At 35.5% G+C, this 21,931-nt stretch carries 21 protein-coding genes and 2 riboswitches; of the genes, 12 read left to right on the top strand and 9 right to left on the bottom strand.

Going from position 1 to position 21,931, the window contains the following annotated elements; genetic code table 11:
- Positions 1 to 56 precede the first annotated feature (56 nt).
- From I6L50_RS04040 to I6L50_RS04030, 3 genes are all read left to right on the top strand, one after another.
- Positions 57 to 1,775, top strand: a complete 1,719-nt coding sequence (locus I6L50_RS04040) for a DUF3981 domain-containing protein (RefSeq protein ID WP_012260186.1) — start codon at positions 57 to 59, stop codon at positions 1,773 to 1,775.
- 117 nt (positions 1,776 to 1,892) lie between these two features.
- The gene (locus I6L50_RS04035) at positions 1,893 to 3,152 is read left to right on the top strand and encodes a multidrug effflux MFS transporter (RefSeq protein WP_088038167.1); all 1,260 of its coding nucleotides are present in this window, start codon (positions 1,893 to 1,895) and stop codon (positions 3,150 to 3,152) included.
- Between the two features lie 249 nt (positions 3,153 to 3,401).
- Positions 3,402 to 3,905, top strand: coding sequence for a hypothetical protein (locus I6L50_RS04030; protein ID WP_219300647.1), 504 nt, complete (start codon positions 3,402 to 3,404; stop codon positions 3,903 to 3,905).
- A gap of 18 nt (positions 3,906 to 3,923) precedes the next feature.
- Here the strand turns inward: I6L50_RS04030 and I6L50_RS04025 are convergent, their stop codons facing one another.
- Entirely contained in the window at positions 3,924 to 4,139 is a 216-nt protein-coding gene (locus tag I6L50_RS04025) for a DUF3951 domain-containing protein (RefSeq protein WP_000371390.1), read from the bottom strand.
- 173 nt (positions 4,140 to 4,312) lie between these two features.
- A riboswitch (SAM riboswitch) is annotated at positions 4,313 to 4,418 on the top strand.
- Between the two features lie 137 nt (positions 4,419 to 4,555).
- Between I6L50_RS04025 and I6L50_RS04020 the strand changes: the two genes are divergently transcribed.
- The 5 genes from I6L50_RS04020 to I6L50_RS04000 are packed head-to-tail and all read left to right on the top strand — an operon-like array spanning position 4,556 to position 9,835.
- Positions 4,556 to 5,473, top strand: a complete 918-nt coding sequence (locus I6L50_RS04020; RefSeq protein ID WP_113938320.1) for an ABC transporter permease — start codon at positions 4,556 to 4,558, stop codon at positions 5,471 to 5,473.
- A gap of 17 nt (positions 5,474 to 5,490) precedes the next feature.
- A complete protein-coding gene (locus I6L50_RS04015) occupies positions 5,491 to 6,495 on the top strand; it encodes an ABC transporter permease (RefSeq protein ID WP_219300645.1) in 1,005 nt (334 codons plus the stop codon).
- Positions 6,452 to 7,462, top strand: coding sequence for an ABC transporter ATP-binding protein (locus I6L50_RS04010; protein WP_219300643.1), 1,011 nt, complete (start codon positions 6,452 to 6,454; stop codon positions 7,460 to 7,462). The genes I6L50_RS04015 and I6L50_RS04010 overlap by 44 nt, the downstream gene beginning before the upstream one ends.
- Positions 7,459 to 8,232: an ABC transporter ATP-binding protein gene (locus tag I6L50_RS04005; RefSeq protein ID WP_219300641.1), complete on the top strand. Its 774-nt coding sequence runs from the start codon at positions 7,459 to 7,461 to the stop codon at positions 8,230 to 8,232. Before I6L50_RS04010 ends, I6L50_RS04005 begins: the two co-directional genes overlap by 4 nt.
- Before the next feature lie 13 nt (positions 8,233 to 8,245).
- Entirely contained in the window at positions 8,246 to 9,835 is a 1,590-nt protein-coding gene (locus I6L50_RS04000) for a peptide ABC transporter substrate-binding protein (RefSeq protein WP_219300639.1), read from the top strand.
- A gap of 29 nt (positions 9,836 to 9,864) precedes the next feature.
- Here the strand turns inward: I6L50_RS04000 and I6L50_RS03995 are convergent, their stop codons facing one another.
- Complete coding sequence (locus I6L50_RS03995) at positions 9,865 to 10,332, bottom strand: YusW family protein (protein WP_113938324.1); 468 nt, start codon at positions 10,330 to 10,332, stop codon at positions 9,865 to 9,867.
- Positions 10,333 to 10,485: 153 nt separating this feature from the next.
- Between I6L50_RS03995 and I6L50_RS03990 the strand changes: the two genes are divergently transcribed.
- The 3 genes from I6L50_RS03990 to I6L50_RS03980 are packed head-to-tail and all read left to right on the top strand — an operon-like array spanning position 10,486 to position 12,515.
- Complete coding sequence (locus tag I6L50_RS03990; protein ID WP_113938325.1) at positions 10,486 to 10,680, top strand: hypothetical protein; 195 nt, start codon at positions 10,486 to 10,488, stop codon at positions 10,678 to 10,680.
- A gap of 55 nt (positions 10,681 to 10,735) precedes the next feature.
- Positions 10,736 to 11,317, top strand: a complete 582-nt coding sequence (locus tag I6L50_RS03985) for a TetR/AcrR family transcriptional regulator (RefSeq protein WP_113938326.1) — start codon at positions 10,736 to 10,738, stop codon at positions 11,315 to 11,317.
- Positions 11,318 to 11,375: 58 nt separating this feature from the next.
- Positions 11,376 to 12,515 carry a YhgE/Pip domain-containing protein gene (locus I6L50_RS03980; RefSeq protein ID WP_219300637.1) on the top strand — a complete coding sequence of 380 codons (1,140 nt, stop codon included), beginning with the start codon at positions 11,376 to 11,378 and terminating at the stop codon, positions 12,513 to 12,515.
- A 45-nt stretch (positions 12,516 to 12,560) separates the two neighbouring features.
- Here I6L50_RS03980 and I6L50_RS03975 read toward each other — a convergent pair whose 3' ends face one another.
- The 4 genes from I6L50_RS03975 to proC form a co-directional block, all read right to left on the bottom strand.
- Complete coding sequence (locus I6L50_RS03975; RefSeq protein ID WP_219300635.1) at positions 12,561 to 14,201, bottom strand: peptide ABC transporter substrate-binding protein; 1,641 nt, start codon at positions 14,199 to 14,201, stop codon at positions 12,561 to 12,563.
- Positions 14,202 to 14,706: 505 nt separating this feature from the next.
- Positions 14,707 to 16,347 (bottom strand): peptide ABC transporter substrate-binding protein, encoded by a 1,641-nt coding sequence (locus tag I6L50_RS03970; RefSeq protein WP_219300633.1) that lies wholly within the window; start codon positions 16,345 to 16,347, stop codon positions 14,707 to 14,709.
- A 132-nt stretch (positions 16,348 to 16,479) separates the two neighbouring features.
- A riboswitch (SAM riboswitch) is annotated at positions 16,480 to 16,584 on the bottom strand.
- Positions 16,585 to 16,738: 154 nt separating this feature from the next.
- Positions 16,739 to 17,572 carry an aldo/keto reductase gene (locus tag I6L50_RS03965; RefSeq protein WP_002063472.1) on the bottom strand — a complete coding sequence of 278 codons (834 nt, stop codon included), beginning with the start codon at positions 17,570 to 17,572 and terminating at the stop codon, positions 16,739 to 16,741.
- Between the two features lies 1 nt (position 17,573).
- Complete coding sequence (gene proC, locus I6L50_RS03960) at positions 17,574 to 18,377, bottom strand: pyrroline-5-carboxylate reductase (RefSeq protein ID WP_113938330.1); 804 nt, start codon at positions 18,375 to 18,377, stop codon at positions 17,574 to 17,576.
- A 196-nt stretch (positions 18,378 to 18,573) separates the two neighbouring features.
- Between proC and pnuC the strand changes: the two genes are divergently transcribed.
- Positions 18,574 to 19,224 (top strand): nicotinamide riboside transporter PnuC, encoded by a 651-nt coding sequence (gene pnuC, locus I6L50_RS03955; RefSeq protein ID WP_002091429.1) that lies wholly within the window; start codon positions 18,574 to 18,576, stop codon positions 19,222 to 19,224.
- A 67-nt stretch (positions 19,225 to 19,291) separates the two neighbouring features.
- Here the strand turns inward: pnuC and I6L50_RS03950 are convergent, their stop codons facing one another.
- The 3 genes from I6L50_RS03950 to modA all read right to left on the bottom strand — a co-directional run bounded on the left by I6L50_RS03950 (position 19,292) and on the right by modA (position 21,927).
- Complete coding sequence (locus I6L50_RS03950) at positions 19,292 to 20,143, bottom strand: GRP family sugar transporter (RefSeq protein ID WP_002009926.1); 852 nt, start codon at positions 20,141 to 20,143, stop codon at positions 19,292 to 19,294.
- Positions 20,144 to 20,440: 297 nt separating this feature from the next.
- A complete protein-coding gene (gene modB, locus I6L50_RS03945) occupies positions 20,441 to 21,115 on the bottom strand; it encodes a molybdate ABC transporter permease subunit (RefSeq protein WP_002029397.1) in 675 nt (224 codons plus the stop codon).
- Positions 21,116 to 21,120: 5 nt separating this feature from the next.
- The gene (gene modA, locus I6L50_RS03940) at positions 21,121 to 21,927 is read right to left on the bottom strand and encodes a molybdate ABC transporter substrate-binding protein (protein WP_219300631.1); all 807 of its coding nucleotides are present in this window, start codon (positions 21,925 to 21,927) and stop codon (positions 21,121 to 21,123) included.
- Positions 21,928 to 21,931 lie beyond the last annotated feature (4 nt).

Here is a 21,931-nt window from a genome sequence, read left to right as displayed (position 1 = left end):
ACCCTTTATTTGTTATACTTATGGAGAAGACAAAAGAAAAGGGGACATTGCCTTTGATGAAATTTATAGTTTTAGCTATTCTCACTTTGTTTTTGATTCCATGGACTAGAAGCGGTAATAAAATTCGCGCGGTGGATAAAGGAGGAAATGAGAAAGTTGTAAAGGGTAAGAAATCATCTATTTTAGTTATTCCTGTTTTATTTTGGATAGGTATTGCAATCTATGAATATTTTTGGCTAATTGATGATCGAGCAGATTCTATTCTTACTCATTATTCTGTTGCAGTAGCGATTTTAATTGGGCTTGTTTTATTCTCACAAGAGCAGGTAGGGAAATTAGAAGGTACGCTAAAAGGACTTCTAATGTTCGTTTTACTCGCAAGTTACGGCTATTTTGGTTATTTGCACGATATAGTAATCTCGCAAAAGAAATATGATTCGGTCGTGAAAGTAGAGAAAGATATTTCAGAGCCATTTACTGAAAATGACCAACCGTTTACAGTTCCGCCTAAAACAGCGGAGAATAAAATGAAAAAGGTATTTGGTGATATTCCGAAAGTAGCTTATTTTGAGCTAGGGGAATTAACGCCACAAATGGTAAATGGTGAAGCATTGTATGTAGCACCGATAGAAGTTTCGGGATTTTTTAAAGCACGTAAAGCGGAAACAATTCCAGGTTACGTAACAATGTCAGGTACAAATCCTGATGCGGAAGCGAAATTACATCTTGGATATAAAATGAAGTATGTACCAAGTATGTTTTTCGGTAATAAATTAGAACGTGTCGTTCGAAAAGCAGAGCCAGATTTAGTTTTTAAAGGGAAACCCAAATTTGAAGTTGATGATAAAGGAAAACCGTATTATACAATGACATACGGTGAGTTTATTTCAGGAAGATCAGGGTTTGAAGTAGAAGGCGTTGTCGTTGTTGATGCACAAACAGGTGATGTGAAACGATATGATAAAGGGAATGCACCTAAATTCATTGATGGTGTATTAAATCATGAAACAGCATCTACGTTAAATACGTACTTCGGAAAATATATTCACGGATTTTGGAATACGAAATTCTCACAAACTGACATGAAGATGCCGACTGAGTGGGGGACGAAGGAAGGCGTTACGCCAATCTTTGGGAAGGATGGTAAATTGTATTACTTTACAGACTTTACCTCTCCGAAAGAAGGAGTAGATTCTGCTCTCGGTTACTCATTAGTTGATGCACGTACAGGAAAGTTGTATTACTATAACGGAAAAGAAGTGAAGGGAATTATGGACGGTTCGGCTGCTACAGAAGTAGTGGATAATTCCTTTAAGAGAGAGAAATGGCATGGAACAATGCCGGTTATTTATAACGTATATGGTAAACCTTCTTGGATTGTACCGGTTATTGATGACGGCGGATTAGTACGTGCTCATACTGTCATATATGCTTCTAATGCAAAAGTGTTTGCAACAGGTTCAACGCAAAAAGAAGCACTTGAGAATTATAAAAATGCGCTGAGCGGAAGTGGTGATTCATTTAGACCGACTTCAAATGGGAAAGAAGCGCAAAAAGAAGGTACTGTACAACGTGTGTATAAAGAAAAATCAGGTGAAAATACGATTGTGTACGTACTATTAGAAAACGAGCAAAAAGTATTCATGGTACCGGCGAAGAAATTCCCATATGCAATGTTTACAGAAGTAGGAGATCCAATTCAAATCACATATTTAGACACAGGGGAAATGATGGCATCTGTATCTAAATTTACAAATAGTAATTTGAAAAAGTAAAGCGATAGAGATTCTATCGCTTTTTTTACATTATTAAACAGGAAAATACGGTATACTTGACGTATATTTATGTTGTAACTATAATTGTTACGATTGAGTATTTATATGAAAGGGTGAATGGAAAAAGTGAATGGAGTTAATCACGAAGTATATAAACCTGTAAAGACAAACAGGTTATGGATGATTCTTGTATTAGGGACACTTACGGCAATTGGGCCATTATCTATTGATATGTATTTGCCTTCTTTACCAAAGTTAACGGATGATTTACAAACGGGTGCATCCCTCGCGCAGCTTACATTAACTGCTTGTCTGCTTGGGCTTTCAGTAGGGCAGTTATTTATTGGTTCAATCAGTGACATTTACGGAAGACGCAAACCTCTTATTATCGCTCTTATTATTTATGTTGCTTCTTCTTTACTTTGTGCTGTTGCACCATCTATTTGGAGTTTAGTGCTTTTACGTTTCTTACAAGGTGCTTCAGGATCTGCTGGTATTGTTATATCACGTGCAATGGTACGCGATATGTATTCAGGTTCTGAAATGACGAAGTTTTTCTCATTACTTATGTTAGTAAACGGGGCAGCACCTATTTTGGCACCGATTATTGGAGGACAATTATTACAGTTCACATCATGGCGCGGCGTCTTTATCGTGCTTGGAGCAATTAGTGTATTCATGCTAATATCAGCTACTTTCGTATTACGTGAAACATTACCTCCTGAAGAAAGAGAGACAGGTGGATTATCAGGAACGCTGGCAACATACGGAAAGCTTTTGAAAGATCGTTTATTTATGGGATATGCATTGTCGCAAGGGTTAGTAACAGCTGCAATGTTTGCTTATATTTCTGGTTCACCGTTCGTGTTGCAAAATATATACGGGGCATCACCACAACAGTTTAGTTTGTTCTTTGCAATTAACGGTATTGGTATTATTATTGCTAGCCAAGTTACTGGCCGCTTAGCGGGGAAAGTTAATGAGAAAACTTTATTTGTTGCTGGTATTATTATTGCGGCTGTTGGCGGTCTATCATTACTACTTACAATCGCACTTGGAATAGGGCTAATCGGTGTTTTATGCTCACTATTTCTTGTTGTATCAAGTGTTGGGGTTGTATCAACAACCGGCTTCTCGTTAGCGATGAGAAATCAAAAACAAGCAGCAGGAACAGCATCAGCTTTACTAGGTTTATTACAGTTCATTTCAGGAGCACTTGTTGCACCATTAGTAGGTATTGGCGGAAGCAATACCGCATTACCGATGGGGGTTGTGATAGCGCTTTGTGAAATTGGTGCTGTGTTATGTTATCTATTTATGGCCAGAAGAAGTGAGAAGCAGTTTGAACTGCAACAAAGACAAAATTTAGAGGCTTAATTCATAAAAAGAGCTGATTCAAACATGTTTTGAATCAGCTCTTTTTTCATTTCTTTGAAATAACTCATACAGTTTCGTAAGGTGATGCAAAAGTTATTTGTATAAAGTGACGATACTGTGACAAAAATGTAGGCATGTATATTAAGGTATCGTCTTAAGTGTAAAAAGTAGGGCGTTCTCGGTATAATAACAAGTGGAGATAAAAGAAACTATAATGAGTAATAGCTGTAGATAAAAGGAGAAGAAGAGATGAAGAAGGTTTTGGGTATTGCTATGCTTGGGGGTATGCTCCTTCTAGCGGGATGTAATGGAAATAAAGACACGAAAGAACCAAAAGAAAAGGTAGAGCAATCTACTGAGCAAACAGAAGATATGAAAGTATATAACGAGTTACATGAAAAATATGATGTGAAGATGAACAAAGAAATTAATAAAACGTTACAGTTATTTGAAGTGGCAAAAGAAAAGGGCGGTAAGGAAATAACTAATGCTAAATATAAAGAAGAGGTGCAGAAGGTAACGACGGGCATGTTAGAAGATATTGATCATATGCGTAAAGAAATTCGTGTGCCGAAGTCGAAAGAGGACGAACATGAACTATATGTTGGTTTCTTAAATGAATCAGAACAAGCAATGAAAAAATTGCAGAAGTTAGCAGCAGAAGAAGACTCATCGTTGATTCGTGATATAGAAGTTAATTTTTCAACAGCATCGACATACTATAAACGCTTTCAAACAGAGGCGAAAAAATAACCTTGCGCATGCGCAAGGTTATTTTTTCTTTTTACCATCTCCGTCTTCATCCTCGGATACTAATACCTTCTGTTCTTCGTGAAATTCTGAAATTGTTTGGCCAGTAATATTATCGAATGGAGTGTAAAAAGAAGTGATGCTTTTCTTTTTAATGAAGAGTTTATAGAAGCCGATGATGACGAGTATGACGATTGTTAATGGCAATCCTATAGTAGCCAGAAGTAGTGGATCCATCTTATAACTCCTTTAATACAATTTCTTTTTATTATAAGCGAAAGATTGTAATTTCAATAACTAATATAATAGAAAACTGATTTTTCTAAATATATCCAATTTGATTGACTTTTCATTTTTTCAGAATTATAATTCAAAATATACAATTTGAACCAAATAATAATATAGCAATTTACTTATCCAGAGAGGTAGAGGGACTGGCCCTATGACACCTCAGCAGCGGGTTCTGTAACAGGAACACCGTGCTAATTCCAGCAAGCAAGTCTTGAAAGATAAGTGATGGGCCTTCGTTTATTAAGCCTTGATCTTATTTTTTAAGATCAAGGCTTTTTGTGTTTTAAGAAGTAGAGAAGGAGTAATGGCAACAAATATGTCAATAAAACAGAGTAAATCCATTTGTTTAGGTGGTTATCGAAGTGTATGTTATTAAAAAACTATCAGTTATGGTATTTACACTATGGATTATTACAACAGTAACATTTTTGATTATGCACATTATTCCGGGGGACCCATTTTCATCGGATGCAAAGATCTTTCCGGCGGAAGTTGTGCAGAATATGAGAGCGAAGTATCACCTTGATGAACCATTATGGAATCAATATGTTGCTTATTTAGACGGTGTAGTTCATTTTGATTTTGGTGAATCCGTTCAATCGACGGGGCAAGGCGTATCAGAAATTATAACGACAGGATTTGGTCCATCAGCGATTATTGGTTTACAAGCACTTGTTATTTCATTATTAGTCGGAATTGCAGCAGGTACATTTGCAGCTCTATATCATGGGAAAGTAATTGATTATAGTGTGAGCTTACTTGCGATTCTCGGTATTTCTATTCCAAGTTTTATTTTAGCACCATTGTTTATACAAGTATTTGCTATTCAATTTGAACTCTTACCGGTTGCATCTTGGGGCACATTCGAACATACGGTATTGCCATCCTTTGCATTAGCATTAGGGCCAATCGCGGTTATTACAAGATTTGTTCGCTCTAATATGATTGAAGTTTTGCAGAGTGATTATATTAAATTAGCAAGAGCGAAAGGTATACCAATTAAGAAGATTATTATAAGGCATGCCCTTCGAAATGCGATTGTTCCAGTACTAACGTTTGTTGGGCCGTTAATGGCTGGGCTTTTAACAGGGACGTTCATTATTGAAAAGATTTTTGCAATTCCTGGTCTCGGAAAATATTTTGTAGATAGTATTTTTAACCGGGATTATCCAGTCATTATGGGAACAACAATCTTCTATAGTTCATTATTAATTTCTTGTATTTTTATTACAGATATTATTCACCGTATTGTTGATCCGCGTATTCGTTCTATTACATAAGGAGGGAGGATATTTAAATGGGAGCTTATGAAATCAATAAACAGCTATTAACGAATGAAGAGAAAAAAGAATTAACAATAAATAAAGAGCAGCAAACGATTAGCCGAAAAAAAGAAGTGTTTCGTAAGTTTGTATCAAATCCAATCGCAGTTCTAGGAACGGTGACATTATTACTCATTATTATTTTCTCTCTTATCGGTGAAAGTTTAACTCCTTTTACTGCGAGTGAACAAGTAAAAGAGGCGACAAATTTACCTCCTAGTAGTGAGCATTGGTTTGGAACAGATGATTTAGGTCGGGATATTTGGGCACGTACTTGGGCTGGAGGGAAAATTTCATTAGTAGTTGGATTAGTAGCGGCCGTTCTTGATATAGGACTTGGTGTACTAATTGGGGGCTTTAGTGGATATGTGAGAGGGCGTAATCGCCTTGGAACGTTAATTGATGAGTGGATTGTACGAGGGATTGAAGTACTATACGGTATTCCATATTTATTAATTGTTATTTTACTACTAATCATTATGAAACCAGGACTTTTTACAATCATTATTGCTCTTGCATTAACAGGTTGGATTGGTATGGCACGTCTCGTTAGGGCGCAAGTCTTATCTTTAAAGCAAAGAGAATTTGTTATTGCGGCAGAACGATTAGGTACATCGCATATGAAGATTATATACGGACATATCATTCCGAATTTAACAGGTATTATTATCGTAAATTTATCATTTACAATTCCAGCAGCTATTTTCTCAGAATCATTTTTAAGCTTTATCGGACTAGGGGTACAATCACCAGCAGCGAGCTGGGGGACGATGACAAATGATGCGCTCGGGACATTATTAAGCGGGGAATGGTGGCAACTTTTCTTCCCATCGCTGATGATTGCGCTCATCATGTTCGCATTTAATGCAATTGGTGACGGTTTGCAAGATGCGATTGATCCGAAAATCGCAAAACGTAATCGAAAGGAGAAAAAACATGGCACAAATCTTATCTTTAGAAAACGTAACGTTGGCCGTTGAAAAAGAGAATAGTAAGCAAGCAATTGTGAAGCATGTTTCCTTTTCTATTAACGAAGGTGAAATAGTTGCACTTGTTGGAGAAAGTGGTTCAGGGAAAAGTGTTACAGCGCAATCAATTATCGGCTTAAATCAAGAATCGATTCATATTGATGATGGAAATGTATCTTTCCAATCAAAGGAATTAACAGATTTACAAGAATCAGAATGGAATCACATTCGCGGGAAAGATATTTCCTTTATCTTTCAAGACCCGCTTTCATCTTTAAATCCGACGATGAAGGTTGGAAGACAAATTACAGAAGTAATTGTGCAGCATGAAAAGAAATCGAAAAAAGAAGCAAAAGAAATTGCAATTAACTTACTAAATGATTTAGGGATACATGAGGCAGAGAAACGTTTTGAACAATACCCGTATCAGTTAAGCGGAGGTATGAGGCAGCGTATTTGTTTAGCAATTGCATTTGCTTGTCACCCGAAGCTCGTTATTGCAGATGAACCTACAACAGCATTAGATGTAACGATTCAAAAGCAAATTATGGAGTTGTTAAAAGAAAGAAAGGAAAAACAAAATACGAGTATTTTATTAATTACACATGATTTGGCACTTGTACGTGAAGTAGCGGATCGAGTAGTTGTGATGTACGGGGGACGTGTTGTTGAAAAAGGAACGATACAAGAAGTAATAGGTTCACCTAAGCACCCATATACGAAAAGTTTATTGCAAGCTATTCCGAATATGGATGATTCTGAAAAGGTACTTAGGTCCATTGAGGGAACAACGCCATCAATTGAAACGTTAAATAGCTTTGGATGCCCATTTGTAAATAGATGCCCAGTAGCAATAAAAGAATGTATTCATCGTTTCCCTGATAGAACATCATATTCTGAGGAACACAGTTCACATTGTTGGCAACATGTTCTAGAGCATGACCAAGCGAAATCAAAAGAGAAGGTGAATGCCTCATGACGACAGATTTAATTATTGTAAAGCAAGTAACGAAAACGTATGGAAGTAAAAAGAAAGAAATCGCAGCGTTAAAAGATATATCACTTTCTATTCCAAAAGGAACAACTCTGGGCATTATTGGAGAAAGTGGTTCAGGAAAGACAACACTTGGTAAGCTCATAGCTGGGATCGAGGGCCCAACGTCTGGTGAAATTGATTATAACGGCCAAGTTGTTCACAAGCTGAAGTCAGCTCATAAGCGAGATTTTTTACAGAAAGTACAGTTCATTTTTCAAGATTCAACGGCTGCATTAAATCCGCGCTGGAAAGTACGAGATAGCGTAACAGAAGGATATATCTCATTCGGTTTAGGAGATAAAGGATTGAAAGATAAGGTGGCAGGTGATGCGCTAGAACGTGTTGGATTAGATAGGCGATATATTGATCGATACCCACACGAATTTAGCGGAGGACAACGTCAACGTATTGCCATTGCAAGAGCGCTATTATGTGAGCCAGAAGTATTAATCCTTGATGAACCAATTTCAGCATTAGATGTTTCACTGCAAATCCAAATTGTACATTTGCTGCAAAAGATTCAAAAGGAACAAGGCTATACATATTTATTTATCGCACATGATTTACCGATGGTTCACTATTTATGTGAAAAAGTGGCTGTCTTATACAAAGGAGAACTTGTTGAATTTGGATATACGGACGAAGTATTCCGTAATCCACAACATTCTTATACAAAAACATTATTAGCATCAACACCAAAAATTTTAGGTTAAAGGGGAATGTAAGATGAAGAAGTTTTTATTATTTGTCATTATGACCGTATTAGCAATTACTTCTGTCGCTTGTGGCAAGAAAGATACTTCAAAAGCAAGTGCTAGTAAAGGAGACCGTTTTGTGACGAATCTTGGTAGTGATCCTTATACGCTAGATTCAGCAATTTCAACGGATAATAACTCTAATTATGTAATTGAGCACTTATTTGCAACTTTGTATAGACAGACAACTGATGGGAAATTTGAAAAGGATTTAGTAGAGAAAGAGGAAGCTGGGGCAGATGGAAAAGAGTACACATTCTATTTGAAAAAAGGATTGAAATGGTCTGATGGTTCCCCGTTAACAGCAAAAGATTTTGAATTCGCTTGGAAGAGAATATTAAATCCTAAAACGGGTTCTATGAATGCAACAGAACTATATTTCATTAAAGGTGGAGAAGCATTTAATACAGGGAAAGGTGCAGAAGATGCAGTAGGAATTCAAGCGGTAGATGATGTAACTCTAAAGCTACAATTTGAACATCCAGTAACATCTATTAAACGAACATTATCTCAGTCGTTATATATTCCACTTAATAAAAAATCTATTGATGAAAAAGGTAAACTAAAAGTAGATCCAAAAGAATTAATTACAAATGGTCCTTTCACATTGAAAGAATGGAAGCATAATCAAGCGATTATTCTAGAAAAAAATAAAGAGTTTCATGATAAAAAAGTAGCATCAAAAGAAATTGAATTCCGTATTATTCCTGAAGGTAAAACAGCGTATCAATTATACAAATCTGGAGAACTAGATTTACTATCTCACATACCAACAGATTTAATTGAAAAGGAACAAAACAATAAAGAGTTTAAAAAAATGCAAGACTACTCAACTCATATTTACTCATTTAATTCAGAAAAGCCACCATTTACAAATGCGAAAATTCGTAAAGCTTTTGCATTGGCTGTAGATCGTAAGTTTATCGTAGAGAAAGTATTAAAGAATAATGCAAAAGAAGCATATGGATTTGTACCAGAAGGAGCAAAAACAGAAAGTGGTCGCGACTTCCGTAAAGAGAAAGGTGACTATTTTAAATATGATCCTGCGGTGGCTAAGACGTTATTAGAAGAAGGAATGAAAGAAGAAGGATGGACTACTCTTCCAGAAGTGACAGTGAAATATTCAGATAAGAAGAAAATAGCTGAAACACTTCAAGAAATGTTTAAGAAAAATCTTGGTGTAGATGTAAAAATAGAAGGTAAAGAGTGGAAAAGTTATATTGATATGTATAAACAAAGTGACTTCCAAATCGCATATATGGGCTGGGGAGGATCTACATTAGATCCAGCTGCTCAATTAGAAATTTATGCAGGGGATGGACCAAATAACTATGCAAAATGGTTTAATAAAGACTTCGATAATTTAATTAATCAAGCAAAATTAGAACAAGACGAAAATAAACGCTTTGACTTATTACATCAAGCAGAAGATATTATGTTTACAGAATACCCTTTAATCCCACTTGTATTCCCAACAGATTCTTATTTACAAAAATCATCTGTATCTGGATTAGAATACTACGTAGGATCTCAACCGAGCTTACGATATGCTAAAAAATAAAATAAAGAAGTAGGCAATCGCCTACTTCTTTATTTTATTTCTCTTTTATATTCTTTTTTCGTTCCATCAGAGAATACAACTTCTAAAGCGAATTTTTGGTAGTCTTTATCAAGTTTGAACACGTTTACTACTTGATCAATTACTTCTTGGTCAGGAGTATCTTTATCAAATTTTAATTCTTGTAGAAGTGGGCTTAATTTTGTAATAGCCTCGTCGCCTGTTAATTTTACATCTGCTTTATGGTCTTCAACTTTTGCTTCCATTTTTTTATCGGCTGCTACATTTTTATAATCAGCTTCGTAGTCTTTCTTTGTATCCTGATAGTCCGCTTTTAAATCGAATTCATTGAAGTTTAGCTTTAAATCAGCAGGAGCTTCTTTTTTTGCCTCTTCTGTAGTCTTTTTATTAGAGGTTGTATCTTCTTTTGCAGGAGCTTTACATCCTGTTAATGCAGGTACTAGCATAAGAGCTAATAAAATTGATAGTAAAATTCTCATTATAAATTCCTCCTTATGTAAATTTGTTCTATACAAGTTTTTCCCAAAATCATGTAATTATGTATGTGTTGAAAATAAATTATTTACTTATAGTTTCAAGGGTTAATGCGCAATTTGAAGAAGTAGAAAAATAAAAAAGTAAGGAGGAAAAGTATGCTCAAATATGTAAAACTAATGAGTATAAGTCTAGTAGTATCTTCATGTATTAGGGGAATCAACTATTTAATTAGTTACCTTTGGTCAGGGCATATACTTTCTTTGAAATGGAAAACATATCTAATGTTTATATTTATTATGAGCTTTACTTCAATGCAAAAGAAGTACAAGAAGATTATTGACAATTATTAAAAAAGTTATATAATCTAAATGTAAGTGATCACTTGCATTAGAGAGAGAGGGTTTTATGGCGCGCTCAAAGACTGCAGAAAAAATCATTCAAGCGGCAATTGAATTAGTGAAAGAAAAAGGGTATACCGCAGCGACAACGAAAGAAATTGCAATGCGTGCAGGTGTTAATGAGGTAACGATATTCCGCAATTTTAAAAGTAAGAAGGGTGTTATTGAAGCGGCGGTTGCTGAATTTTCATATATACCGCATTTAAAACAATTTTTGCAAACAGAAATTGTGTGGGAATTAGAAACTGATTTAAAGAACTTAGCAAGGCATTATCATAAATTTTTAAATAGCATAAAAGATATTATTTCTATTGGTATACGTGAGGCGAGAGAATTTCCGGAATTAGATGAGGAAATCTCTAAAATTCCAAAAGGATTAAAAGAGGAATTAATAATTTATTTTGCCAAGATGCAGGAACAGGGCAAGATTATTCATACAAATATTGAAGCGCAAGTAATGAATTTTATATGGATTAATTTTGGTTACTTTCTATCTAAATTGCGCTTTGAAAACCGAATTATGGAAATTGATGATGAGAAATTTATTGAGAATAATATAGTTTTATATGCTAGGGCTTTAAGACCCTAGTATTTATTTAAAATAAAATGCAAGTAAGTACTTGCTTGCTATGTAGGGGAGCGGGAATATGGATACATTAAAACAGTTTTTAAAACGACCAGGTACGTATGTAGGGATGGTAGTAGCGCTATCGTTCCAACTGATTTTCTTTTGTGTTTGGTTAACGGCGTATGATGGAGTGAATGAAAGAGCAGATCAAATGCGTATCGCTATTGTGAATGAGGATGGAAATATAGGCAATAAAATAGCAGAAGGATTGCAGAGAAATTTACCATTTAAGGTGAAAGCGGAACAGTCTGTGGAAAAAGCAAATAAAGAAATGAATGACCATTTGTACGATATGATTATTGAAATTCCTACTTCTTTTTCAAAAGATATAAATGAAACAGGAAAAGCAAATTTAAACTTCCACATTAATCAAGCGAATGCCATGATGGCAAAGCAAATGATGGAAGGGGCTGCAAAACAAATTCGAGACAACGTAAATAAAGAGATAGCAGGTTATAAGAAACAAGCGATTGTTGGAAAATTACAAGCTGTAGGACCTAAGAATTTAGGAATGATAAAAGGTTTAACCGAAGATTCAATTGGCTTTACAGTTCACAAAGTAAATGATGCAAAAGGATTTTCGGCTAATATGGTACCACTAATGATGGTATTAGCTTCATTTGTAGGAGCAATGATCATGAGTATGGAACTTTCAAAAGTTGCAAAGGAAGTAAAGAACGGTTGGAGTAATTTCGTATCAAGACAAATCATTAACGGTACAGTATCAATTTTACTTGCATGTATTACAATTGGCTTGATGGAAGGATTTCAAATTGAAATGCATGAAACAGTATGGAGTATATTGATGTTTCAAGCAATAGTCTTCTTCGCATTTCTTTCATTAACACAAATGTTCATAACTGTTTTCGGAAATGCAGGTATGATTTTTAATATTATCTCGCTATCGTTACAACTTGTAAGTTCAGGTGTAATCGTACCACATGCAATGCTTTCTAAAACATATCAAACGATCGGTGAATTATTTCCCGCAACATACGCAGTAAATGGTTATTATACAATAATATTCGGCGGAGTTAGTTTGGAGAAAAATATTATTTCATTATTACTTATTATACTAGTTACACAATTGGTAGCGGGAATTACTATAGGTATAAAAGAGATGGTGAAGGGAAGAAGTTCTGTAGTTAAAGAAATATAAAATAAAAAAGGTATCCTTCATGGGATACCTTTTTACTAGCGTTGATTATTTTGCAACTTCTGTCCACTTGTAGTTAAATTCACCACCGAAGTCAGTTGTTACAAGTCCTTTAATAAATCCGCGTTGTAGGTAAGAACGGCCTTGTTGGTATAAAGGAGCAACAGCACCATCTTGTAATAAGATTTTTTCAGCTTGCTTCATTGCTTCCCAGCGACCTTTTTCATCACCAGCTAAATCAGTTTTTACTTTACGAATAAGCTCGTCGTACTCTTTGTTAGAGTATTTATCGAAGTTATAAGCACTATCTGTTGTGAATAGATCTAAGAATGTAATAGGATCCGCGAAGTCAGGACCCCAGCCATCGATTCCGATTTCGTAATCACCACTTAATAGTAGTTTTAACTGTTGCTTACGTGGTTGAGGCTTTAAGTTCACTGTTAATCCATCTAGATTTTTTTCTAGTTCACCCTTTAAATATTCGCCAGTTTTTTTAGCTAAAGCATTATCACTTGTTAATAGTTCAATTGTTACTTTGTCAGTACCAAGTTCTTGTTTCGCTTTTTTCCAGTTTTCTTTTGCCGTTTTTACATCATCTTTGACTAGATTTCCATTCTCTTTACGGAAGTCGTTGCCGTCTGGGCTCTTTGCGAACTTCGCAGGAACCATTCCTTCGGCTGGAATTGCACCGTTATTTAAAATTGTTTCTACGTACGCTTTTTTATTCATTGCTTCGTTAATAGCGAGGCGTGCATGTTGATTTTTTAATACTGCATTTTTCTGATTTAGTCGTAAGAATTGGATACCGACTTCAGCACGTTCCTTGAAGTTGGTATCGTTCTTATACTTATCAACAAACTCCGCAGTTAAAGCAACGCGATCAATTTGTCCTGAATCATATAAGTTAACTTCTGTAGATTTATCTTTAACGACATTGAAGTTGATTTCTTCTAGTTTTACAGTTTTAGCATCCCAATAGTTAGGGTTCTTCTTCAATTGGAAGCTTTGTTCATGTTTCCAGTTATCTAATGTGAAAGCACCATTGTAAATTAAATGATTTGTTTCTAAACCGTATTTATCGCCTTGAGATTTTAAATAGTCTTCATTAATTGGTAAGAATGTTGAGAATGTCGTTAAGCTTAAGAAGTAGGGAACAGGGCGGTCCAGTTGTACTTCTAAAGTTTTATCGTCAAGAGCTTTAACGCCTAATTGATCGATCGCTGCTTCTTTTTGATTTATTTGTTTCGCATTTTTTATATCAAAGAATAAGAATGCATATTCAGCTGCTGTTTCAGGGTTTACGGCACGTTGCCAAGCGAATACAAAGTCTTTTGCTGTTACAGGAGTACCGTTTGACCATTTTGAATCACGCAGGTGGAATGTATATTTTGTTTTATCGGGACTTACGTCAACCGACTCAGCAACACCAGGAATCGGTTTATTATCTTCTCCTATAGCATATAAACCTTCAAAAACATTTCGCATTACGTTCATGGATTCCCCATCCGTTGCTTTTGCAACATCCATTGTTGGAATTTCTGAAGCAAATGATAAGTTAATCGCTTGTTTATCAGGTGCTTTATCATTCGCTTTTGCTCCGCCTGCATTATCTTTATTTCCCCCGCAAGCAGTTAGTAGTAGACTTGCCCCTAAAACAGATGCAACAACAGGTACAACTTTTTTCTTCATTGTTCTTTCCTCCCTAAATGTGTTGTTCGTAACGTCATAATGTCCATGTCTTGAAGTGTAGCTATAGAAGGAGAGAAAACCTATTATAAATATGTGTATATAGGTAATCAGGTATTCTATATGTATATACATGTTGAACTATAATCTATCGTTATATGTTTCAACTTAGTAGACATTACATTTTGATGGTAAAATATTTTGTTTCTTTGATTATTTAGAATATTAACACTGGAAAGAACTATATGTAAATAATAAAAAGTGGAGTGTTAATTTCTTGGAATAATATATTGAAAAAGCAGATTTCCTCATATTAGGGAATCTGCTTTTAATATATTTTGCTAAAAAAACAATGGGTGTGGGTGAGAACACGATGATCTAAGTTGCATTTTATCCCGCATTAACGGGCAGTAAGATCCTCACCTCAAAATTCAGTGAAAGCAAAGAAGTTAGGGGGGATCAACTGCCCGTAAAAGCCCGATTGGTGAGGGCTGATTAAAGTTTCACTTTATTTTTCAATTTTTGCCCATTTGAAGTTTAATTGACCTGCAAAGTCTACTTGCACAATGCCTTTCACATAAGAACGCTCTAGATAAGATTCTCCTTTTTGGTAAAGAGGAGCAATAACAGAGTCCTTAAATAAGATTTTTTCTGATGCTAGTAACGCTTCCCAGCGAGCTTTTTCATCACCAGCCAAAGTAGTTTTAACTTTTTCAATTGTGTCATCAAACTCTTTATTAGAGTAATGATCTAAATTGTAAGGGTTATTCGTCGTAAATAGTTCAAGGAATGTAATTGGATCAGCAAAGTCAGGGCTCCAACCGTCAATTCCAATCTCGTAGTCACCTTTTAATAAGAGTGAAACTTGTTGTTTACGTGGTTGCGGTTTTATATTTACCGTTAAGCCATCTAAATTCTTTTCTAGTTGTCCTTTTAGGAACTCACCAGTTTTCTTCTCAAGGTCACCATCACTTGTTAATAATTCTAATGTTATCTTTTCAGAACCAAGTTCTTTTTTTGCTTTCTTCCATAATTCTTGTGCAGATGTTGTATCAACTTTTGTTAAATCGCCGTTTGCAGTACGGAAGTCTTTTCCATCAGGCCCTTTTGCAAAGTTTTTCGGCACGAGACTAAAGGTTGGTGTAGAGCCATCATTTAATAACGTATTTACAAAAGATTTTCGATCAATTGTTTGATCGATTGCTTGGCGTGCAGAAACGTTTTGAAGTATTTTGTTTTGCTGATTCATACGTAAAAACTGTACGCCTACGTTCGGACGTTCTTTAAAGTTAGCATCCTTTTTATATTTATCAACGAAGTCAGATGTTAGTTTTATACGGTCTAATTGTTTGGATTCGAATAAATTTACTTCTGTTGATTTCTCTTTCACAACGTTGAAATTGATTTCTTCGAGTTTGACATTATCTTTATCCCAATAGGTAGGGTTTTTCTTAAATTTAAAGCTTTGTTCATGCTTCCAATCGCTTAGTGTAAAAGCTCCGTTGTACAAGATTTTGTTATCTTCTAAAGCGTACTTATCACCTTGTGCTTTAAAGAATTCCTCGTTGATTGGTAGAAATGTTGGGAACGCCGTTAAGCTAATAAAATATGGAACAGGGCGCTCTAATTCTACTTCAAACGTATGGTCATCAACTGCTTTTATACCAAGTTGATCGGCAGGAAGTTCTTTGTTGTTAATTTTTGTTGCATTTTTAATATCAAAGAATAGAAATGCATATTCAGAGGCTGTTGCTGGATCGACAGCTCTTTGCCAAGCGAAGACAAAATCTTTCGCTGTAACAGGAGTGCCGTTTGACCATTTTGAATCTCGTAAATGGAATGTGTATTTCGTTTTATCGCCATTTATTTCATGAGATTTTGCAACGCCAGGGACAGGCTTGTTACCTTCGCCAAGATTATACAAACCTTCAAATACGTTTCTCATTACTTGACCAGAATCAGTATCTGTAGCACGAGCCGTATCCATTGTTCGTATTTCGGTAGGTGAAGATAAGTTTAAAACCTGTTTACTAGGTGCCTCGTCTTTTGCATTTGCTCCGCTCGCTTCGTTTTTATAACTACCGCAACCAGTTAATAAAATACTTACTCCTACAACTGATGCAATACCGGGTACAAACTTCTTTTTCATTTGATTTTCCTCCTAAATAATTAAGTTTGGATGATGATGAGGGAAATGAAAAATAAAAAATCCCTCTTTTCGTATTGAGAAAGAGGGATTTTTACGTACAAGTTATGCGCCCGTATATAAACGAAGTCCCTCATTCTATCTTTCAAGCACAAAGCTTGCAGGAAGTGGCACAGTATTCAAAATGAACCTGCTGCCGAGGTTTCAAAGGGCCAGTCCCTCCACCTCTCTTGATACAATGAGTAAACAAATAAATTTTATTAATTTTTGTGTTTCTTTGATAATTCAAAATCTTACACCTTAGATAATGAAGTGTCAATCAAATGGAATATAGTTTAAATTTTCAGTTTTATTAAAAATAAAAAAACCACTGCATATGGCAGTGGTTTCCCTACTAGAAGTTAAAGTTATCAGGATCTGGACCAACGCGATGATTTTCATTTAAAGCTTGAATTGCTTTCATATCATCCGAGCTTAATTCAAAGTCAAAGATGTTTGCATTTTCAATAATGCGGTGTTCTTTAATAGACTTAGGGATTGTTACAACTTCATTTTGTAGATCCCAACGTAAAATAACTTGTGCAGTCGATTTATTATATTTCGTAGCGATTTCTTGTAATGTTGGGTGATTAAGTAGCTGCCCCTGCATTAATGGTGACCAAGCTTCAAGCTGGATGTTATGTTCTTTACAGAAGGCATGTAATTCTTCTTGTGCTAAACGTGGGTGGTATTCCACTTGGTTAACCATTGGTTTAATTTCTGCAATTTCAAATACGTCTTGCAAATGGTGAATATGGAAATTACTCACACCGATAGCACGAACACGACCATCTTTATAAAGCTGCTCTAAAGCTTTCCATGATTCAGTGTATTTTCCTTTTACAGGCCAATGTACTAAATATAGATCTAAATATTCTAGACCTAATTTTTCTAATGTAGTTTCAAATGCTTGTAGTGTTGACTCGTAACCTTGATCACTATTCCACACTTTTGAAGTGATGAATAACTCTTCACGAGGAATACCAGATTCTTGAATTGCCTGTCCAACGCCTTCTTCGTTTTTATATATCGCAGCAGTATCGATACTACGATATCCATTTTTTATAGCTGCTTTTACAGAATCAATTACTTCTGTACCATCTTCAACTTTAAAAACACCCAAGCCGAACCAAGGCATTTTCACGCCGTTATGTAATGTTGTATAGTCGTTTAAACTTGTTAAAGTCATATTAATTCCCCCTAGCTTTTTTATTGGTCGCTTCAACTGCTTGTTGAATGACTTCTGAAAAATTATTTTCATATAGAACTTTTAAGCCTTCAGCCGTTGAACCTCCCGGTGTTGTTACTTGTTCGCGGAGCATAGCTGGATCCTGATTTTGCTGGAGCATAGCGGCAGAGCCAGCAATCATTTGAATAACAAGGTGTTTTGCTGTTTCCTCATCAATACCATAGCTTTTCGTTGCTTCAATTAACCCTTCAGCAAAGTGATAGAGAAAAGCGGGTGCACTACCAGTAACTGCGGTAAGTTGGTGAACTTCCTCTTCGGTACAAAACTGTGAGGTACCGATACCTTTTAAAAGAAGTTGTAACGTTTCTTGATGTGTTTCAGCTACAGAATGTCCCGTCGTATATAAGGAGATAGACTTTCCAATTCCAGCAGCTGTATTTGGCATAATCCAAGCAACAGGTGTCCCTTGGGGAAGTCTTTCTTCTAGATAAGATGGTCCGATTCCGGCAGCAACTGTCACGACAAATTGATTAGTTAGAAGAGGGGATAGATCCGCTAATAGCTGTTCATGTGCGACAGGCGGCATTGCTAAAACGATTGTATCTACAGATTTAATATGCTGTTTCCAATCTGTTGTAATCGATAGATCATATTGAGTTTGTAATTGCGTTAGTTTTTCTATGTTACTTCGGTTGGAAACAATAATTTCTTCGATGTATTCTTTACTTGTTGTAAGTAGTCCAGCAAATATAGCTTCTGCCATACGACCGGCACCAATAAATAAAATTCGATGTTTATTAGGCATATCCTTTATTCCTTTCTGATGAGAATATGTTATAAAAAACGATACCATTTTTAAGAGAATTTTGTAAAAAGAAACGGCTTATCGTAAGTGGAATAGATGAGTGGGGAGTTTTACAGGAGAAAATTTATAGTAAGTATAAGAGTTATTTCTTATACTGTTGATAGGGAGTTTATTACATATCTGGGGAGAGATAAATATGGTTAGAAGTCCACTTTTTTTACTCATTTCTAGTATTATTTGCATATTAGTTGGATTCTATATCCGATCAAGTTATATTGAAATTTTCGCATCGGTTATGGGGATTATTAATGTTTGGTTACTTGCAAGGGAAAAGGTATCAAACTTTTTATTTGGGATGATTACAGTTGCGGTATTTCTGTATATTTTCACTACACAAGGCTTATACGCAATGGCAGTATTAGCAGCCTTCCAATTTATATTTAATGTGTACGGTTGGTATTATTGGATTGCGCGTAGTGGGGAGGAGAAGGTAAAACCGACAGTTCGCTTAGATTTGAAAGGATGGATTATTTATATACTTTTTATTTTAGTTGCTTGGATTGGTTGGGGATATTATCAAGTCCGTTATTTAGAATCGACAAGTCCATATTTAGATGCTTTAAACGCTGTATTAGGATTAGTAGCTCAATTTATGCTGAGTCGAAAAATCTTAGAAAATTGGCATTTATGGATTTTGTATAACATAGTTAGCATTGTGATTTATATTTCAACGGGCTTATACGTCATGTTAGTATTAGCTATTATTAATCTATTTTTATGTATCGATGGCTTGCTAGAATGGAAGAAAAACCATAAAGAGCGAGAACGTGTAAATAATTATATTTAGAAAATAATTGTAATCAAAAAACCCCCTGAAGCATATACGTTTCAGGGGGTTTAAATATAGTATAAATTTATGCTTTTGTCATACCAAGCAATACAGCGCCGCCGATAATTAAAACACTACCTAGAGCAATAAAGATCAATTGACGTTTTGTTTTCTTTTCACCTAAGAAGACAATCGCACCGAATGTTGAGATAACGATTCCAGTTTGAGATAATGGGAAGCTTGTCGCTACTCCGACACGTGGTAATGAAAGAAGTAAGAATAAGTTTCCTGTTCCCCAAAGTAAACCAGATACAGCATTACGAATTGCATATTTGTTAAATGGTTTATGTTTAGACGTCAGTACAACCGCACCAACGAACATACCAACTGCCTGTGGTAAAATAGCAGACCAACCATCAATGTTATACCAACGAATAATAATTACATATACAAGATAACCGAAAGTAGAAACAATTAAAGTAAGAAGTCCCTTTTTCAATTGTCCTGGTGGCTGTGCATTTTCTTTATCATCTAGTGATGTGAATACTACACCAACTACGATTAATAGGATTGCAATCGTTCCCAGAACAATCGTTGTAGTAGTAGTCCACTCACGAAAAGCGATAACTCCAAAGATAGAAGTTGCAACAAGTTGCATACCAGTAGAAATAGTTACAGTAGTTGAAACACCTAGTTTTTCAACTGTTTTTAATTGGTTTACTTGTCCTAAAGCCCAGAATAAACCTGAAATAAAGCCAACAATCAAGACTGTCATTGTTAAAGTTGGTTGAGTAAATACATACATAGTTGTTGCGAAGAATAGAGCACCGATTGTCATACCTACCGTTTGGCTATATGCACCACCGCCCATTTTTACGCTTACTAATAAGATGTTTCCCCATGCGATTGCAGGAAGAAGCGCTAATAAAATGTCCATTACAAGACTCCCTTCGGTTTTCTATACCAATATAATTACATATCGTTCTAACGATCGGTAATGCCCCACTAATAGAGTAGAAGATTACCGATCGCTAAAACAGGATGAAGAATTTACGATATAAATGCGTTTTCATTTCTTCATTTTTTGAAACACTTTCATATAATAACAGGAAATTGCCTATTTTAGAAAGTGAATTCAAATAAAATGTATATTTAAATAAGGGTAAAAATTCAGTTATTAATCAAATCATTTTATTTTTCGGGAAATAAAAAGCAACTTTTGTCGAAAGTTGCTTTAAGAAGTAGTAATTCTTCTATTAATGAGTTGAATGCATAGTAAGAATAGAAGGGACATACTAATCGTTATGATTACAAGTGTCCAAGCTAGTTGCATATTACTCGCATCAATAGCCATATAAATCGCCGTTGGAATCGTCTGAGTTTTGCCAGGTATATTTCCTGCAAACATTAAAGTTGCACCAAATTCACCGAGTGCGCGAACAAAGCTTAAAATCATACCGCTAAGTAGTGCGGGGAATGCAAGCGGGAGTGTAACATGTAGAAAAACTTGATATTCACTTGCACCAAGATCGCGCGCGCCATCTTCAATTTGTACATTTGCGATAGAAAATCCTGTTTTTGCTGATTGGTACATGAGCGGAAATGCAACGACTGTAGAAGCAATGATAGCAGCAGTAGATGTAAACATAATGGACTGCTGAAATAATGATTCAATCCACTTTCCAATGGGACTGTTATTTCCAAAAATGATAATTAGAAAAAAGCCGATAACAGTTGGTGGAAGCACCATTGGTAATAAGAAAATAGTTTCTAGTAGTACTTTATATCGCCACGAGGAGCGCGCTAATGCTCGTCCAATAATCGTTCCTAAGATCGTAACGATTATTGTGGCGCACGCAGCTACTCGCAAGGATAGAAAGACAGGTGACAAAATTGCATCAAAGCTCATAGCGATTATGGCAGGATTGTAAATCCATATTTCTTAAAGATAGATTGTGCATCTTTTGATTGTAAATACTCATAGAATGAAGTTGCCTCTTTCTTATGCTTAGATTCCTTTATAACACCTAAAGGATAGTGGATTGGCTCATGAGAATTAGCTGCTACCGCTTCTACAATTTTTACCTTGTCTGAAACGAGAGCGTCTGTTTTATATACAATACCAGCATCAACATTACCTGTTTCTACATATGTTAACACTTGGCGAACATCTTTTGTAAATACGATTTTATTTTGAACGTCATTCCAAAGATTTTCATATGTGAGAGAAGCTTTTGCATATTTTCCTGCAGGTACAGATTCGGGTGTACCAAGTGCGATTTTCTTGATTTTCTCATCCTTTAAATCTTGAAATTTTGTAAGAGCACTATCTTTTGGAACGACTAGAACTAGTTCATTTCCAAGAAGGTTTTTCCCTTCTTTTTCATCAATAAATCCTTTTTTAACAAGAGTTTGGAATTTATCCTCTGCTGCAGAGAAGAATAAATCAGCAGGTGCACCTTGCTCAATTTGTTGTTGAAGTGCACCAGAAGCACCGAAGTTAAAAGAAAGTTTAATATTAGGTTCTTTTTCTTTATATTTTGTTTCAATTTCTTTTAGTGCATCTTGTAAGCTTGCAGCAGCGGATATAGTAAGTTCGACTGTTTGTCCCTCTTTAGCAGCTGACTTTTCTTTCTTTTCCCCGCTTGTACAAGCAGCACTAAATATAAGAAGGAAAGAAAGTATAAGTGCCCCGATGGATCGTAATGTGAATTTGTTCATAAAA

It is taken from the genome of Bacillus sp. FDAARGOS_1420 (assembly GCF_019344915.1).
GTDB classification, from domain to species: domain Bacteria; phylum Bacillota; class Bacilli; order Bacillales; family Bacillaceae_G; genus Bacillus_A; species Bacillus_A mycoides.
The sequence above is the reverse complement of the archived record's forward strand: the minus strand, read 5'-3'. Positions and strand labels throughout refer to the sequence as shown.

What these genes read in the sequence shown, in the direction of transcription:
- I6L50_RS03995 (WP_113938324.1), bottom strand. Translation starts at nt 10,332, where the DNA reads ATGAGAATTTTACTATCAATTTTATTAGCTCTTATGCTAGTACCTGCA.
- I6L50_RS04015 (WP_219300645.1), top strand. Translation starts at nt 5,491, where the DNA reads ATGGGAGCTTATGAAATCAATAAACAGCTATTAACGAATGAAGAGAAA.
- proC (WP_113938330.1), bottom strand. Translation starts at nt 18,377, where the DNA reads ATGCCTAATAAACATCGAATTTTATTTATTGGTGCCGGTCGTATGGCA.
- I6L50_RS04005 (WP_219300641.1), top strand. Translation starts at nt 7,459, where the DNA reads ATGACGACAGATTTAATTATTGTAAAGCAAGTAACGAAAACGTATGGA.
- modB (WP_002029397.1), bottom strand. Translation starts at nt 21,115, where the DNA reads ATGAGCTTTGATGCAATTTTGTCACCTGTCTTTCTATCCTTGCGAGTA.
- I6L50_RS03980 (WP_219300637.1), top strand. Translation starts at nt 11,376, where the DNA reads ATGGATACATTAAAACAGTTTTTAAAACGACCAGGTACGTATGTAGGG.
- I6L50_RS04030 (WP_219300647.1), top strand. Translation starts at nt 3,402, where the DNA reads ATGAAGAAGGTTTTGGGTATTGCTATGCTTGGGGGTATGCTCCTTCTA.
- pnuC (WP_002091429.1), top strand. Translation starts at nt 18,574, where the DNA reads ATGGTTAGAAGTCCACTTTTTTTACTCATTTCTAGTATTATTTGCATA.
- I6L50_RS03965 (WP_002063472.1), bottom strand. Translation starts at nt 17,572, where the DNA reads ATGACTTTAACAAGTTTAAACGACTATACAACATTACATAACGGCGTG.
- I6L50_RS04035 (WP_088038167.1), top strand. Translation starts at nt 1,893, where the DNA reads ATGGAAAAAGTGAATGGAGTTAATCACGAAGTATATAAACCTGTAAAG.
- I6L50_RS04010 (WP_219300643.1), top strand. Translation starts at nt 6,452, where the DNA reads ATGGCACAAATCTTATCTTTAGAAAACGTAACGTTGGCCGTTGAAAAA.
- I6L50_RS03990 (WP_113938325.1), top strand. Translation starts at nt 10,486, where the DNA reads ATGCTCAAATATGTAAAACTAATGAGTATAAGTCTAGTAGTATCTTCA.
- I6L50_RS03950 (WP_002009926.1), bottom strand. Translation starts at nt 20,143, where the DNA reads ATGGACATTTTATTAGCGCTTCTTCCTGCAATCGCATGGGGAAACATC.
- I6L50_RS04040 (WP_012260186.1), top strand. Translation starts at nt 57, where the DNA reads ATGAAATTTATAGTTTTAGCTATTCTCACTTTGTTTTTGATTCCATGG.
- I6L50_RS03985 (WP_113938326.1), top strand. Translation starts at nt 10,736, where the DNA reads ATGGCGCGCTCAAAGACTGCAGAAAAAATCATTCAAGCGGCAATTGAA.
- modA (WP_219300631.1), bottom strand. Translation starts at nt 21,927, where the DNA reads ATGAACAAATTCACATTACGATCCATCGGGGCACTTATACTTTCTTTC.
- I6L50_RS03975 (WP_219300635.1), bottom strand. Translation starts at nt 14,201, where the DNA reads ATGAAGAAAAAAGTTGTACCTGTTGTTGCATCTGTTTTAGGGGCAAGT.
- I6L50_RS04025 (WP_000371390.1), bottom strand. Translation starts at nt 4,139, where the DNA reads ATGGATCCACTACTTCTGGCTACTATAGGATTGCCATTAACAATCGTC.
- I6L50_RS03970 (WP_219300633.1), bottom strand. Translation starts at nt 16,347, where the DNA reads ATGAAAAAGAAGTTTGTACCCGGTATTGCATCAGTTGTAGGAGTAAGT.
- I6L50_RS04000 (WP_219300639.1), top strand. Translation starts at nt 8,246, where the DNA reads ATGAAGAAGTTTTTATTATTTGTCATTATGACCGTATTAGCAATTACT.